Raw genomic sequence first — 15,115 nt, forward strand, 5'->3', positions numbered from 1 at the left:
AGCATTAGGAAATTCCTCATGGCATCCGTGATGACTTTACCAGAGTTAATTGAACAGTTACGAAGTCTGATTTATAAGTACAATGCAGATGTTCCTCGAGTCGAACCATCATAACTTCAGTCCAAAAAATCCAAAACCGGGTGTTGTTGAGATATTGATATCATTGTCAGATAAAGACGATAAATCATTAATTTTTTGAGTCAGCTCTTCAATAGTTTCTTCATGTCGTTCAATTGTTTTTTGTTGGCGTGTTTCGTTTGATTTGCTCCTTGTGTATTGATGATAAAGTAAACAAAGGATTAATTGTTGTTTTGAAATGGTTGCGTTTAATTTTTTTTGAGCCTCTTTAAGTTCTTCTAATTGAAGTTCAAGTTCTTGTTGATGAGTATCGCTTACATTACTGTGTGACTCATTTTTAGCGGTTAACTCGGGTATTAATAAGGCATTTTGATGTTCCTGACAAAGTTGCTGCGCAAATTCATTTATTTCACGTTCAGAAGAATCGATGTCCAGATTATACCGATTCAGAATTTCTTCTTTCAAAATGAGACCTGAGTTACATAATTGACCTCTATGTAAATAACTGTCGTCAATTAAACCATCTAAAGATGTTCTGCCTCCTGAGCTTGTTGCCGTTTTATGTTGGGTGATCATGGGCGTTGTACCCTTGGAGTTCGACAATAACAGCTTAAAATCGATTAATAATTGAGTGATTTGCTTTATATATTCTTCATATTCAATAGGATCGAATGAGTTTTTTTGGTCAGTAAGGGATTTTAAAGAAATGATTTCATTTAAAATAAATGAGAGAAATGGACGTCTATCCGCATGATTCTCTGTACACTCTTTGATTAGAGTTTCTAAATGGGTTTTAAAATCGATATTGTTGTCATTGATTATTCTTTTTGCTAAAGAACGCGATTTTTTTCTTACAACAGATTCGTCGCTTTCAGTAACCAGCGATTTCACACCGGATTGTTTGTCATGGTATCTTATAATTATCGTAACTAATGAGTAGAGTAAATCTTCAGATCTTGTCATTTAAAACTCCCTTTAAATGCAAAAAAACAAGGTATTTGTGGTAATCCCATACACTTTGATTTTTCACTATATTTAATGATTTGCCTCAGCGCAAGTTTTTACTCTTTACCAGGGTTTATGACATAACGTGGATTGAAACAAAATCGCATGTTTCTTAATGGTGACTATTCCTCAGGAAGAATTCTCCACGACAAAACAGGAGGGTGTGTTATAATTGATCTTCTGAGATAATAATTGAGCAATAAGAGATGGACTTTGTATTGTTGAGATAATAGATATCCCTAAGTTGTTATTTGGTTGCTCATCAACGGGTTGACTTGCTGAATTTTGCAAAGCATATTCTTAAAGGAATTAAGCTGCGGTAATGGTTTCGGATAGTCAAACCCCATAATTTAAGGAACTTACGTGTTAACATTTTATGAAGAATTAACTCAATCTGGTGTTTCCATAAATTGGACTGACTGGAAAGACTACATCCCATTTTATGACGCCTATGCACTTTGGCAAAGCGGAAGTGACTACATTCTGAGTGAAGGATATCAGCGCTCAAAAAATGGTGGGGTGGGTGTTATTGATCCTTTACCTTTTGGTGGGGTACTAAGGCAAATGCCTATCGTGTCTCGTGTAGCCGGATTAATTCCCAGTATTTATGTTTTTTCTGGAACGAAGTCTAATCTGGAAGCCATAGCGGAATATGGTGAACATGTTAATGATAAACAGGCACGTGAACCGCATGAGCGGGTAAGACAAGCCACCGATGCAACCACTATTGTGAATCTTTTAGGCGCTGATGCACAGGCTGAAAAACAAAAAATAAGGAATAACCTGTCAAGTCATCATGCATTTCAATGCGCGAAAGAATTTGCTGCTAATATCTCGGAAATCTGGGATAACAAATTATCCTTGCAAGATAATATCACTTATATTGGCGCTACAATCATCGGACAGTGTTTTTTAGGTATCCAAGAGTTTCCCAGGAACTATGTGCCATTAATTAGACAAGCAAATGATTTGATAGCGGATGGGAATGCAAAATCCGAAGAATTTGCAAAGATGAAAGCTCAAATGATTGCCATGAGTGATGCTGTTTTGGGTGCAAACGCTCAACATATCATCGAGTCAAACGCCTATGTTTGCAATCAGTTTCAACTTGATGGTACTGAGACACAAGAAGGAATCACTCAGAAATTAATCGCATCACATGGTGGGGCAGGCTTTATCGTTGAGAGTAATTTATCTTTCTTAATCATGGTAGCACTCGCGCATATCAGTACATCGCCTTTTATCCTTGAACAATTGCGTGAGGAAATACAATCTCATGGTGAGTTTACTGAGAAGTCTTTTAATAAGTTGGAATATCTGGATTGTATCTATAGGGAAACACTACGATTTGCCTCGCCTACCGCCGTGGTACCTCGAAAAGCATCCATAAGTTCCGCTATGGATATAGAGGACAATAATAAAGAAAAAACTGCCTGCACCATTTATCCTAATTCTTTTTTATTCTTTGCTATCCGAGCGACTCACCACGATCCGGAGCTATGGCACGAGCCACAGGTTTTCGATCCCTTACGTTTCATGCCAGCTGTTAAAGAACGAAAAATGCATTTTATTGGGGAACATTATTTTCCCTTTTCTGGTGGAAAACGCGGGTGTCCTGCAGGAACGACTTTTGTAGAAACGGCGTTTAAAGGCTTTGTATTTGAATTTTTTAAAAATCACAGTTTGGTTTTAGATAAACCATTGGAAGATATACCCGCCTTTGCCGTCCATCCGCGTTGGAAACAAGAGTACTTTGCTCAATTGACACCTTGTTCAGAGCCAGTAAATGATATGGAAGTTGAATATGGTAATCCAATGTATTAATCAGGGTGTTTTGAAATTTGGACACTAAAGCCAGAGTGCTTTGGTGTTACTCTGAGAGAACTTCATTGTGTCTATGCCATTCGCACGAAAGCGGTATTACCATTAAGTGACAGATTTCGTATCGAAGCCTTGGTTCGTAGGCTTTGAGACAGCGTCAATGTCTCTTGAGTCCCGCTAATCCCCAGATAATTAACCGTACTAGAACTTTGAATGGATAACTCAGTCCACAGCCAGAACAGATTAAGCTTATAATGGAAACAAAATTCTTAACTTAATGACAGTCTGGCTTGCCCATAGACTTCAGCAGGATACACTCTGAATTGTGTCCCGTGTCGATTTATATTATGTTTAAGTGCTCTTCTTATTACTAAAGATTATATGAATCCTTTATTTATTTTATTGTTACTCAGTATTTTTACCAATCCATCAGGAGCTGGAACAAATAATCAACAAGTAATAGGGGCACAAAAACAGTCTGATATTCAATGCAATAGTAAAGTCCATAAAGAATTCACTACTATCGATGATGGTTTAATCTATGCCAACGCTTGTCGCACTTTATTAAATGAGACGATTAAATCCGGAAATACTGTTGAATCAATAAAATTAAGGGATTATCTGCAACAGGTATTTCAAAGCCTTATTCACTCGAATTTATCTAAACCAGAGCAGTCACAACTTATCAATTGGCTTAATGAAACCGCAAATTTGTTAAACACCCGTTTGTTAACTTCATCTTCTAATAAATTGAATCAGGCGGCTTTAAGTACAGGCCAAAAGTGGATTGATGAGATGCATACCCGGATTATTTTAAATTCTAAAAATGACAGCTTTGCAAATGTACATTTTTTATATGAGCAAGCACGAATCAAATTTAATCAGGGATTATTTGACCAAGCAAAACTACTTCGTCAAACAGCCAATCAGATGTTGACATCAGGTATTGATACTAAGCAAAGTGAATTTGTTTCCGATGAAGCCATAGCGTACCTAAGAGATAAATTAATTCGATTAAATGACGGTTATTTAGTATTGAATATTAAACTTCCACCTAAAGATTCAGCACAAATTCAGGATAAAAAGAAATCCATTACGTTTATTCTTACTGCATTAAATAAAATCTTCATTCTAAGAGGTAAGGCAGCTGATGCAAATAGGTTAAACAAGATAGAACAAATTAACGCCTTAATTTTAGAAGAAAACCGTCTATATGATGAAGCGCAAGCTTTTCTGGCTCAAAAAAATCTCACCCAAGCAGCTGCTAAAGAACTATCGGGTGATAGAATTGATGCTCAAGCCAAAGCAATGATAGTCATTTTTACTGGAACACCCCAAGAAAAGCAAAAATTAATACAGTTATTAAAAGATCGAATTGAATGGCTCAATGGACGAATCGAAAAGATATCAAATGAGCAACCCAATGATTTAAAACTAAAAATTGGCGGTTATAAAGAAATTTTATTTGCGCTTGTTTCGATACAAAATCTCAAGTTCGTTGACAGCTGATTTTCTGATGCAGATTAACCGTGGTTTAACCTTGATGCACCCACACTTTGTATTCGTCATACCACCGGGGGTATTAATTAAATAGAGTCTTATTTTAGATTTGGGGACGTCAGAGTATGATTCTGACATCCACCAGGGTTCGGGTTTACGTGTTAAATAATAAAGTAACATCAATTGTTCTTTATGGTTTGGAGGGTTTAATCAACTCCTGCAACATTTCCTGGCCTTTGTACAACAAAGCTCCGGCAATAGTGGTAGTCAATGTTCGAGGTAAGGCTCCTTTAAAGAAAAATCCAAGTCGTTGAACAGTACCTCCGCTGCCCGGTTGATTCCAAATGTCTTTAGCGTGCTCCAGATAACTTTTTCCAGCAACGGGCTCAGTAAGTCCCTGCTGTTTTCTGAAACGCAATTGATATAAGGGCGTACTAAAAAAGCCATAGGAACCTGCAGTTAATACCAATGCCAGACCTTCAGCCTGTTCTCTCTTCATGCCTGTTGATTTGAAATAACGGGCAAGAGTAGGAATTGCAGTCAAATATACTGTAGACCAAAGACCTTCTCTCAGCATAATACTGAATCCTCCCTGAAACAGAGCATTATAACCATTATTCATGATCATTCTGTGTCGTGTTTCTTGTGAAGTTGGCAGTTTGGACAGTTGTTTATTCTGGGCGATTCCTTCAAACGGTGTGCTTGCCAATCCTGAGAAAGCTCCTGCTGTAAAGGACGTGGCAAATTCATACAATGGTGATACCTGCTGGCCTTCAGGTTGCATCAGTTTTTTAAGTACAAATACAACCGCATAGGATGGGATTGCGGAACTCGCATATTCAAATGATCCTGACATGGCAAATCGCCATTGCATCGTTTTTCCATTTAGAACATGATTTGTCCAATTCAATCCAGGGGTAACCAATGTCATTACTCCTGCGCCCAATAAGGGGCCCTGAATGAAAGGAAATTGCAGGTATTTTTTCCAGGTAGGCAGTTCAGTTCGGTCTGTTCGGGAGTGCATAATCGTACCTCACAAATAATTTAAAAATTTGAGCTATTTTTTTCTGCAGGTGATCCACGCCCAGCAGGCGCAGAAATTAACCCCACTAGGCGATAGACTCGCAGAGGATGACGATTAGTAAAGATAAAATAAGACCGATTACCAGAGTAGGCAACATAAAAAACGTGTTGTATGTGGTAATTGTGGTCATTTAATTTGTGATGTGTGTATTAATTATCCTTTGAGGCTAGCATTTATTAATTAGCTTTACAATAGGAAGAGTAAAAAAAAATTGATTTAAAATTGCATACATCAGATTAAAATTGAAAGTGAAATGACAGTTCAATTAAGCTTTTAAAATGAAACAAAAATAACTGATTCTAAATGATTCCAATTTTTAGTCGCTTACGTTAACATCTTAGTTAGTAAAGTGGCGGTAAAAGGTTGTTAAATAAGAGCGCTTTTGGGGCTACACGGGAGATACAGGGAGATAAAACTGGTGCTCAAACTGTTTAAACCTAAACATCGTTCGATTCTTGGCATAGATATCAGTTCTTCAGCGGTGAAAATACTGGAAATTTCAGGTTCTGAGGATCAGCTTTGTGTCGAAGGATATGGACGACAATCATTACCTCCCAATGCTCTTGATGGAAACGTAATTAAGGACGTTGACGCTGTAGCCAGCAGTATTAAAAAATTGATTAGTAGAGCGCGGTTGAATTGCAAACAAGTCGCTCTGGCTGTTCCTGACTCTTCTGTGATCAGTAAAATAGTCCAAATTAATGATGGCTTGACTGATATGGAAATGGAGGAATTGGTCGTTATAGAGGCGGATAAATACATCCCATATCCTATAGATGAAATTAATCTGGATTTTGAAATTTTAGGCCACTCTGCAAAAAATTCAGCAATGTTGGACGTATTAATTGTTGCTTCACGGGCAGAAAATGTAAACAGCCGAGTTGAGGCAATAACCCGTGCAGGTCTCGAAGCTAAAATTGTAGATGTAGAATCTTATGCTGTAGAACGGGCAGCTCAACAACTTTCATCAGAATTACCCGCTGGGGGGCAAGATAAGATAGTAGCAATTATTGACATAGGTGCTAATTACACCCATCTTTTCGTATTGCATGGGATGAGATTGATCTTCTCAAGAGAGGAAAAATTTGGTGGCATGCAATTAATCGAAGCAATTGCGGAGCACTACAATATGTCACCTGAACAAGCTTTAAACGCAAAAGAAGAGGGTAAATTGCCGCCTGATTTCGATTCAGAGGTTCTCGAACCATTTAAAGAGATGGTTTTGTTACAGATCAAGCGAACTCTTCAGTTTTTTTATTCTACGAGTCAGCATGGTTTTGTAGATCATATCTTGTTGGCGGGTGGTTTGGCTCGTCAGGCAGGATTAGCCAATTTGATTCAAGAACAACTGGGAGTATCCACTACGGTGGCAAATCCTTTATCACATATGTCTTTTGGTAAAATGGTAGATTTGGAATCTATAAATAATGATGCACCTGCTTTAATGGTTGCATGCGGGTTAGCACTTAGGCATTTAGAGTGAATAATGACTGAAATTAATCTGCTACCATGGCGTGAACACAAGCGAGAGCAAGAAAAAAAGCTCTTCACTACTATGTCTTTAATAGGGATAGTTTTTGCAGCATTTGTAGTTTTTTTAATTAATTCTTACGCTGTTCATTTAGTTAATAATCAGACAACGCGCAATCAAATGTTACAAAAAGAAATTGCCAGTTTAGATGAACAGATAAAGGAAATAAAAGTATTAAAACAAATCAGGGAAGGATTAATCTCCAGAATGTCAATTGTCCAGAATTTGCAATCAACACGAACTCTGATGGTTCATTTATTTGATGAATTGATTAAAGTGATGCCTTCAGGGATTTATGTTACCAAATTGGAACGTCAAAATGATATCGTATCGGTATGGGGGTACTCTGAATCAAATACCAATATTTCAATGCTCATGCGAAGTATAGAAAATAATGCCTGGATTCAATCTCCGGTACTGACCGAGATTAAGAAGATGGATGAAACGAAACAAGCTGCAGATAATCAATTTAAATTAAGCTTTGTACTTAAACCTAAATACTAGACTGGTAACCCTATTATGAATACAGTCAATTTAAGCGAACTCACTCTGGAAAATGTAGGCCAGTGGCCTATTGCTGTGAAAATTGGGGTAATTGCCGGATTGAGTTTTTTAATCATCGCATTAGGCTATTGGTTAATAATTAAAGCTAATTTTGAACAGTATGACATTCTGCAAGCTCAGGAAGTTACCTTAAAAGAGGAGTTTGAAAAGAAACAGCATCAAGCTTCCAATTTACAGGCCTACAGAAATCAATTGCAACTCATGAACGAGCGTTTTGGTACTATGTTAAGGCAGTTACCGGCTAAGAACGAAATGCCTGGATTGTTGGAGGAAATTTCTAAAACCGGCGTGACATCTGGATTAAAATTTGAGTTGTTTGCTCCTCAAGCTGAGGTGGTTCATGATTTCTACATTGAATTACCTATTAAAATTACAGTGGTTGGTACGTATATGCAGTTGGCTATTTTTTTAAGCCGCGTAGCAGAAATGAATCGAATTGTGACCTTACATGAATTTAGTATCCAAGGGGAATCTTCTAAGGACAGTAAAACCGTTTCAGAGGATGAATTAGTGATGAATATCACGGCTAAAATATATCGATATCGCGCGCAATGATAAAATACAAACAGCAATTACATGCAGTGCTATTAGGGGCCTTATCATTGGTGCTCTGTGCCTGTTCGGGTGATAATAGCGATCTGATGAAGTATATTAACGATATTAAAACTCGGCCCACTAAACCTATTGAGCCTATTCCCAAATTCGCGCCATTGCCCATTTTTAAATTTCCTGAAAATGATCAACGACGCAGTCCATTTAAACCCGTCGTTTTAAAGAAAAACACGGACTTATATGCTCCGGATCAAAAGAGATTAAAACAGCCGCTGGAAGCTTATCCTCTGGATGCATTAAAATTTGTTGGTATATTAGAGCAAGGTTCAGTTATCTGGGCTTTGATAAAACAACCTGACATGCAGATAACTCGAGTCAGGGTTGGGGATTATATGGGGCAAAATTACGGACGTATAATTGTCATTACAAGAGAAGTGATTAAACTTGAAGAAACTGTAAAAGATACAGGGTCGTGGGAAAAGAAAATAACCACAATTAATTTAGATACTGGCAAGTAGGAGCGCAGGGTGCGACAGATTATCGCTATTTTGATTTTATTAAGTGCTGGTTTCGGTGTGGCATTTTCCCAGGACAATTCATTGACTTCGGTGAAAGTGATTCCATTACCAGAAGACAGGGTGCGTATTGATTTTCAATTTGCACATCCCTTAAAGCAGCTTCCCGCAAGCTTTATTACTCAGAAACCAGCGCGAATCGTACTGGACTTTATCAATACAGATATGCAATTACCACCCGATCAAAAGATGAAAAAAATTGAGCTGGGTTCTTTAAAGACTTACAACGTTGTTGCTGTGGCAGATAGAGTAAGAGCAATACTGGATCTGCAGCGAACAGTCTCTTATTCCGGAAGTTCCGCAGGGAATATTTATAGTCTTGTATTAAATGGCAAAAGTAATGAGATATATCAGAACAATAAAGAAATATTCATTACCAATCAGGTTGTGAATGCAAAACATCAAATCAATAGAATTGATTTTCGCGGCATAGAGAAGCAGGGCGGTCGAGTACTTATAGATGTTTCGGACACCAGCATTCCTATTGATGTGACCCAGGTTGGTAAAGAGGTCGTTGTTAATTTCCTTAATACCAAAATCCCTGTTAATTTGATGAAGCGTTTTGATGTTGCCGATTTTCACAGTCCTGTTCAGGTGATTACGATGCAACAGGAAGGTAAAAATGTTCGTATGACCATTCTTAACAAAGGTGATTATGGTCATTTTGTTTATCAGGTGAATAAGCAATTCATGGTGGATATCTTCCCATTGACAGCTGAGGAAGTTCAACAGGCAAAACTCAAAAAACAGGTGTTTACAGGTAAACGAATTTCTTTAAACTTCCAGAATATTAATATTCGTGCTGTGTTGCAGCTATTGGCTGATTTCACCGGAATTAATATGGTGGTTAGCGATAAAGTTCAGGGTGATATTACGCTTCGATTGAATGATACTCCCTGGGATCAGGCTTTGGATATTATATTGACTACTCAGGGATTGGATAAGCGTAAAACCGGTAATGTCATGCTGATAGATACCAAAGCCTCTTTGGATAAAATGGAAGAAGATGAGCTTAAAAGTCAACAGACTATCGAGAAATTGGAGCCGATACGGTCTGATTTGATTCAAATTAATTACGCGAAAGCTTCAGATCTAGCGATATTAATCAAAGACAAAACAAACTCACTTTTGTCTCCAAGAGGTAAAATCAGTGTTGATCCCAGAACAAATACCTTGTGGATTCAGGATACTGGTCTTAAAATTGAAGAGGTGAGAGAGTTAATCAAGCAATTGGATGTGGCCGTTAAACAGGTTCAAATTGAAGCTCGAATTGTTGAGGTTAATAAAGATTTCAGTCAGGATCTTGGCATTCGATGGGGTGTTTCTAAACCAACTCATTTAAGCGGTACTTTAGAGGGCGCAAATCAGCTGCAGCTGCCGCAGGGTATTGCTAATCCAGCAAACGTGCCAATAGCTCAACGTTTAAATTTGGATCTGGTCGCCGCTCCGAATACAGCCATTCCGGCATCTGTAGGTATTGCATTGGCCAAATTGGGGGATAACATATTATTGGATTTGGAGTTGTCAGCACTTGAAAGTCAAGGACAAGCAGAATTGATTTCAAGTCCCAGTGTTATTACCGCCGATCAACAGCCTGCCCTTATTGAATCAGGTAAAGAGATACCTTATCAGGAATCAACGTCAAGTGGAGCTACCGCAGTGGCATTTAAAAAAGCGGTGTTGAGTTTGAAAGTTAAACCCCAAATTACCCCAGATAATAAAATATTACTGGAATTGCAGATTAATCAGGATGCGGATTCAGGTGAGCGAGTACTGGGAGTTCCTATTATTCTGACAAAACAGATACAGACCAATGTTTTGGTGAATAATGGGCAGACTATAGTCCTGGGTGGAATCTACAAACAAGATAAAAATAAAGCGATTAAAAGAATACCTTTCCTGGGTGAGCTTCCAGTTGTAGGGATATTATTCAGTAACAAACAGATAAGATTGGCTAATGAGGAGTTGCTCATTTTCATAACTCCGAGGATAATAACGAACTCCTTATCGATTACAACGATTCAAGGACGTGAAAAAGAGGTGTATAAATAAACTCAATTAAGACTATAGATCTGATAAACTATAATTATAGGGGATTTTAGTATCTATTCGTTGTAGAATAGGCCATATATATTCTTAGTCAGTAGGTATAAATACAGATTTAAAATGAATATGAGTTAAATTTAAGGCGTTCAAATGGTGTTTTATTGAATCCGGCCTATGGAATTTGTTTAATATCAAAAATCAACTAAGACGTGTATCTAATTTGTTGTTATAATGATTTTGTTAATTATGACACTACAGTTAATGAGGTATGTAAGAAAAAATGAGCATAGTTAAAGTACGAAATATTTTTCTCATTGGCCCCATGGGTGCTGGAAAAAGCACAATAGGCCGTGCTTTGGCAAAGGAGCTCAAATTAGAATTCTTTGATTCGGATGAGGTCATTGAAGAGCGTGCTGGCGCCGATATATCATGGATTTTTGATATCGAAGGTGAGGAAGGATTCAGACGCCGAGAGCAAAAAGTTATTGATGAGTTAACTCAAAAAACCAATATAGTATTAGCAACCGGGGGTGGAGTAGTTATCACTCCGGAAAACAGGAATGCTCTGGCGGGTCGAGGCACTGTAATTTATTTAAAAACATCTTTGCAACAACAATTTGAACGAACCAAACGAGATACCAAGCGTCCATTATTGCAAACTGAAGATCTCGAAGGCAGATTAGAGTCTTTAAGAGACGAACGTGAGCCATTTTATGATGAGTTAGCTGATGTTAGTTTTGAAACCGATAAATTAACTGTGAAGGCTGTAGCGAATAACATTATAAAATACATATATGGCGAAGTTTGAGGGTTATACTCAGGTTGATGTCTGTTTACCCGGATATCAATATCCTATAATAATTTGTCGCAAGGGTCTAAATGACTCTTCGCTATTGCGGCATTGGATTTCTTCACAACAGGTACTTGTAGTAACCAATGCTACTGTTGCGCCACTTTATTTAGAGTTTATTCAATCCGCTTTTGCATCAATACAATGTGATGTAGTTATTTTAAAAGATGGTGAAGAATTTAAAAATCAACAGAGCTTATTTACCATTTATGATGCATTAATCCAAAACAAGCATCATAGAGACACTACTGTCGTTGCTCTTGGTGGTGGGGTAATTGGTGATGTCGCAGGTTTTGCCGCCTCAACATATCAACGAGGAGTGAGATTAATTCAGATTCCCACTACTTTGCTCGCTCAGATTGATGCTTCTGTTGGTGGCAAAACAGCCATCAATCATACTCTTGGTAAAAATTTGATAGGCAGTTTTTATCAACCCAACGCTGTATTAATCGATTTAAATACCCTGGACACATTACCGGACAGAGAGTTTCGTTCCGGTTTGGCGGAGATGATAAAATATTCTTTATTAGAAGGCGGAGATTTTTTATATCGTCTCCAGGATGCACTGAAACGTGGATTAACTCCCAAAAGTCCAGAGCTTCCTGACTTGATTGCCCATTGTTGCCAAATCAAGGCAGATTATGTTGCGGGAGATGAAAAGGAAACAGGGCAACGCGCGCTTCTTAATCTTGGTCATACCTTTGGTCATGCCCTGGAGGCTTATACTCATTATCAACGATGGCTGCATGGTGAGGCTGTTGCAATAGGGTTATATTGTGCATCAGTCTTATCCTGTAACATGGGCTTGTTGGATGCAAAAAGTGTTGAATTGGTTGAACAGATGCTGGAATATGCTCAGTTACCACACAAAATACCTAAATCTATTGATTTGAATCAATTAATGGATTTAATGAATCTGGATAAAAAAATTAAAAATAATTGCTTGCGTTTTGTAGTGATTAAGAAGCCTGGTGATTGTTATCTTGATGATAAAGTCACCGCTAACTGTTTGCATAATACGCTTATTACTGCTGTAGAAGGAGAATAAAAATGATAGATGGAAAGATTCAGCCAGATGTTGGAGCTGTAAATCAACCTAGAACGCTTTTTAAACCCGGGTCATGGTTAGCAAAGATCGACTTCATTAATCATTTGGTTCTTTTTAACAATGTTCTAATTACTGTGCTGTCTGAGAAAGAGGGTGGAAAAACATCCTTCAGTACTTTATTACAACATAATCTGGATCAACAGATAAAATCTGTTTTCATGACGATTAAGCCTCCATGCGATGAACAACAAATCATTAGTGACATTGCTGCACAATTGCATCTAAATGCAAGTTCAGATACCAATTTCGCATCTATAGTAGCGCAGATTAATGAGCGTAAGGCACATGTTTTATTAATAATTGATGATGCGCAAAATTTGCCCGAGACTTTTATTAAAGAGGCAATGATTGCAATCAAAAACCAGGAGGATTTTGGCTTCTTTCATCTGTGTCTGGTTTCAGATTATTCATTGGTCGCCGCCCTTAATAAATTAGCCGTTGATCAATTTAATAATTTAATTCATACCATTGAATTAGGTCCATTGAATGAGAATGAGACAAGAACCTATGTTTTACAGCGTGCAATGACTGGTCGCTTGATTAATAAGCCGCTTACTGATGTGCAATTCAAGCAATTTTATCAGTTAACTAAAGGGAATCTGGCAAAAATTAATTCCAATCTTGAGTCATTCATTCATAAGTGCTCAACCCAAAAGAATACAAACAAGATGAAGATTTTGAAACGTACCAGTGCCGCTATAAGTGCTGTTGCTGTAGCGGGCGTATCTTATGTTTATTTTAGTGGTATTTATAATGATTATCGATTTCCACAAATGGCACAATTGACGACTCCACCACCAATAACGACCATTGTGAGTGAAATAAAAGTTGCTCGGAATGAAGTACCGATTAGTTATATAGCATCGTGGCAGGATTCTTCGACACGCCAATTGATGCATTATGCGCTTCCCAAAAAACAGATTTTGGATGATTGGGATGGCGACGAACAAGAAATGAATACTGTAGCACTAGTAGATAAAGTAGTTGTTATTCCTACAGTAAAAGCGAGAGAAGCATTGGTCGAAACGCAACTGCCTGTAACTCAGATTGCCGCAGTAAAAGAGTCCAAATTGGTTGAGTTTAAACAACCCGCCCCAGAAAAGCTGGCAAAAAAACCAGAGGCTCAAAAATCGGGAACCAATCTCTATACTATCCAATTAGCAGCGAGCCACAATGAAAGTGATATTCATCGCTTCAGAACAAGTAACAAATTGTTTGCAAATACAAAGGTAAGACATTTTACCAATGCAAAAGGAAGTTGGTATATATTAACATTAGGTGAATACGACAGTAGAACACTGGCTCAGAATACAACTAATAAATTACCGCCGGAATTGGCTAAATTAAAGCCATGGATTAGGTCTGTAGCTGGGCTCTCCGATATCGGCTAACCCTGTAAGACGACCATATTTGGCACGTCTTAAACGAAAACAGCCCAGGAAAAATGCTCACATACTGATGTATGCTGCGCTTTTTCCCGGGCTGTTTTCGTTTAATCTGCACTCAAAGGTTAACTCTTCATCCCTAGCATAGCGAGGGATCTCCATGCAGTGACGTAATTTTTAAAGTATCGATTGGTATAAATCATTCCAATCAGAATTGAATGCATTAACAAGTTCATTCTTTTTGTTTCGTGACCAACCTTTTATCTGTTTCTCACGTTCAATAGCTAAAACAATTGTGTCGAAAATTTCATAGTATACAAGCCGATCTACATTGTATTTTTGCGTAAAACCTTTTATCAATTTATTTTTATGTTCATAAATACGACGTATCAGATCATTGGTGACACCAACATATAAAACAGTGTTATAAGCATTTGTAACAAAGTACATATACGATTGGTTTTGCATAAAATGTTCCTTTTTGGTGTGGACTATTTACCCTGATAATGTCGTCATTCTTAATGCATACGCCATCCTGAATTTACACGTCATCCTGAACGCAGTGAAGGATCTCCCTTCAAGTAGCACCGCACTCGACTTCCAGCCACAACAAGGAGATCCCTCGCATCACTCGGGATGACGGTTTTTTATTCGTCATTCTGAATGCATACGTCATCCTGAATTTACACGTCATCCTGAACGCAGTGAAGGATCTCCCTTCAAGTGGCACTGCACTCGACTTTCAGCCACAACCAGGAGATCCCTCGCTTCACTCGGGATGACGGTTTTTTATTCGTCATCCTGAATGCATACGTCATCCTGAATTTACACGTCATCCTGAACGCAGTGAAGGATCTCCCTTCAAGTGGCACCGCACTCGACTTTCAGCCACAACCCGGAGATCCCTCGCTTCACTCGGGATGACGGTTTTATATTCGTCATCCTGAACGCAGTGAAGGATCTCCCTTCAAGTGGCAACACACTCGATTTTCAGCCACACCCAGGAGATCCCTCGC

General features: G+C 38.1%; 13 protein-coding genes. 10 read left to right on the forward strand and 3 right to left on the reverse strand.

The features are described from left to right. Positions 1 to 108: 108 nt before the first annotated feature. A complete protein-coding gene (locus Lqua_RS09025; RefSeq protein ID WP_058473962.1) occupies positions 109 to 1,041 on the reverse strand; it encodes a hypothetical protein in 933 nt (310 codons plus the stop codon). 405 nt (positions 1,042 to 1,446) lie between these two features. Between Lqua_RS09025 and Lqua_RS09030 the strand changes: the two genes are divergently transcribed. Then, positions 1,447 to 2,907 (forward strand): cytochrome P450, encoded by a 1,461-nt coding sequence (locus Lqua_RS09030; RefSeq protein WP_058473963.1) that lies wholly within the window; start codon positions 1,447 to 1,449, stop codon positions 2,905 to 2,907. Positions 2,908 to 3,285: 378 nt separating this feature from the next. Further along, positions 3,286 to 4,413, forward strand: a complete 1,128-nt coding sequence (locus Lqua_RS09035) for a hypothetical protein (RefSeq protein WP_058473964.1) — start codon at positions 3,286 to 3,288, stop codon at positions 4,411 to 4,413. A 181-nt stretch (positions 4,414 to 4,594) separates the two neighbouring features. Here the strand turns inward: Lqua_RS09035 and Lqua_RS09040 are convergent, their stop codons facing one another. Continuing rightward, positions 4,595 to 5,428, reverse strand: a complete 834-nt coding sequence (locus tag Lqua_RS09040) for an MC/SLC25 family protein (RefSeq protein ID WP_058473965.1) — start codon at positions 5,426 to 5,428, stop codon at positions 4,595 to 4,597. Between the two features lie 478 nt (positions 5,429 to 5,906). On the opposite strand from Lqua_RS09040, the gene pilM reads away from it, so the two are divergent. From pilM to Lqua_RS09080, 8 genes are all read left to right on the forward strand, one after another. After that, positions 5,907 to 6,971, forward strand: coding sequence for a type IV pilus assembly protein PilM (gene pilM, locus Lqua_RS09045; protein WP_058473966.1), 1,065 nt, complete (start codon positions 5,907 to 5,909; stop codon positions 6,969 to 6,971). Between the two features lie 3 nt (positions 6,972 to 6,974). Beyond that, on the forward strand, positions 6,975 to 7,523 hold the full coding sequence (locus Lqua_RS09050; protein ID WP_058473967.1) for a PilN domain-containing protein: 549 nt from the start codon (positions 6,975 to 6,977) through the stop codon (positions 7,521 to 7,523). Positions 7,524 to 7,538: 15 nt separating this feature from the next. After that, on the forward strand, positions 7,539 to 8,138 hold the full coding sequence (locus tag Lqua_RS09055) for a type IV pilus inner membrane component PilO (RefSeq protein WP_058473968.1): 600 nt from the start codon (positions 7,539 to 7,541) through the stop codon (positions 8,136 to 8,138). Continuing rightward, the gene (locus Lqua_RS09060) at positions 8,135 to 8,653 is read left to right on the forward strand and encodes a pilus assembly protein PilP (RefSeq protein ID WP_058473969.1); all 519 of its coding nucleotides are present in this window, start codon (positions 8,135 to 8,137) and stop codon (positions 8,651 to 8,653) included. Before Lqua_RS09055 ends, Lqua_RS09060 begins: the two co-directional genes overlap by 4 nt. Positions 8,654 to 8,662: 9 nt before the next feature. Beyond that, a complete protein-coding gene (locus Lqua_RS09065) occupies positions 8,663 to 10,762 on the forward strand; it encodes a type IV pilus secretin PilQ (protein WP_058473970.1) in 2,100 nt (699 codons plus the stop codon). Positions 10,763 to 11,036: 274 nt separating this feature from the next. Next, positions 11,037 to 11,564, forward strand: a complete 528-nt coding sequence (gene aroK / locus Lqua_RS09070) for a shikimate kinase AroK (RefSeq protein ID WP_018576163.1) — start codon at positions 11,037 to 11,039, stop codon at positions 11,562 to 11,564. Then, positions 11,551 to 12,654 (forward strand): 3-dehydroquinate synthase, encoded by a 1,104-nt coding sequence (gene aroB / locus Lqua_RS09075; RefSeq protein ID WP_058473971.1) that lies wholly within the window; start codon positions 11,551 to 11,553, stop codon positions 12,652 to 12,654. The genes aroK and aroB overlap by 14 nt, the downstream gene beginning before the upstream one ends. A gap of 2 nt (positions 12,655 to 12,656) precedes the next feature. Continuing rightward, complete coding sequence (locus Lqua_RS09080) at positions 12,657 to 14,105, forward strand: SPOR domain-containing protein (RefSeq protein WP_058473972.1); 1,449 nt, start codon at positions 12,657 to 12,659, stop codon at positions 14,103 to 14,105. 171 nt (positions 14,106 to 14,276) lie between these two features. Here the strand turns inward: Lqua_RS09080 and Lqua_RS09085 are convergent, their stop codons facing one another. Further along, entirely contained in the window at positions 14,277 to 14,567 is a 291-nt protein-coding gene (locus tag Lqua_RS09085; protein ID WP_058473973.1) for a GIY-YIG nuclease family protein, read from the reverse strand. Positions 14,568 to 15,115 lie beyond the last annotated feature (548 nt).

Origin of the sequence: Legionella quateirensis (assembly GCF_001467955.1) — a bacterium.
In the GTDB taxonomy this organism is placed as follows: Bacteria; Pseudomonadota; Gammaproteobacteria; order Legionellales; family Legionellaceae; genus Legionella; species Legionella quateirensis.

What these genes read in the sequence shown, in the direction of transcription:
- Lqua_RS09050 (WP_058473967.1), top strand. Translation starts at nt 6,975, where the DNA reads ATGACTGAAATTAATCTGCTACCATGGCGTGAACACAAGCGAGAGCAA.
- Lqua_RS09025 (WP_058473962.1), bottom strand. Translation starts at nt 1,041, where the DNA reads ATGACAAGATCTGAAGATTTACTCTACTCATTAGTTACGATAATTATA.
- Lqua_RS09055 (WP_058473968.1), top strand. Translation starts at nt 7,539, where the DNA reads ATGAATACAGTCAATTTAAGCGAACTCACTCTGGAAAATGTAGGCCAG.
- Lqua_RS09035 (WP_058473964.1), top strand. Translation starts at nt 3,286, where the DNA reads ATGAATCCTTTATTTATTTTATTGTTACTCAGTATTTTTACCAATCCA.
- Lqua_RS09085 (WP_058473973.1), bottom strand. Translation starts at nt 14,567, where the DNA reads ATGCAAAACCAATCGTATATGTACTTTGTTACAAATGCTTATAACACT.
- Lqua_RS09060 (WP_058473969.1), top strand. Translation starts at nt 8,135, where the DNA reads ATGATAAAATACAAACAGCAATTACATGCAGTGCTATTAGGGGCCTTA.
- aroK (WP_018576163.1), top strand. Translation starts at nt 11,037, where the DNA reads ATGAGCATAGTTAAAGTACGAAATATTTTTCTCATTGGCCCCATGGGT.
- Lqua_RS09080 (WP_058473972.1), top strand. Translation starts at nt 12,657, where the DNA reads ATGATAGATGGAAAGATTCAGCCAGATGTTGGAGCTGTAAATCAACCT.
- Lqua_RS09040 (WP_058473965.1), bottom strand. Translation starts at nt 5,428, where the DNA reads ATGCACTCCCGAACAGACCGAACTGAACTGCCTACCTGGAAAAAATAC.
- aroB (WP_058473971.1), top strand. Translation starts at nt 11,551, where the DNA reads ATGGCGAAGTTTGAGGGTTATACTCAGGTTGATGTCTGTTTACCCGGA.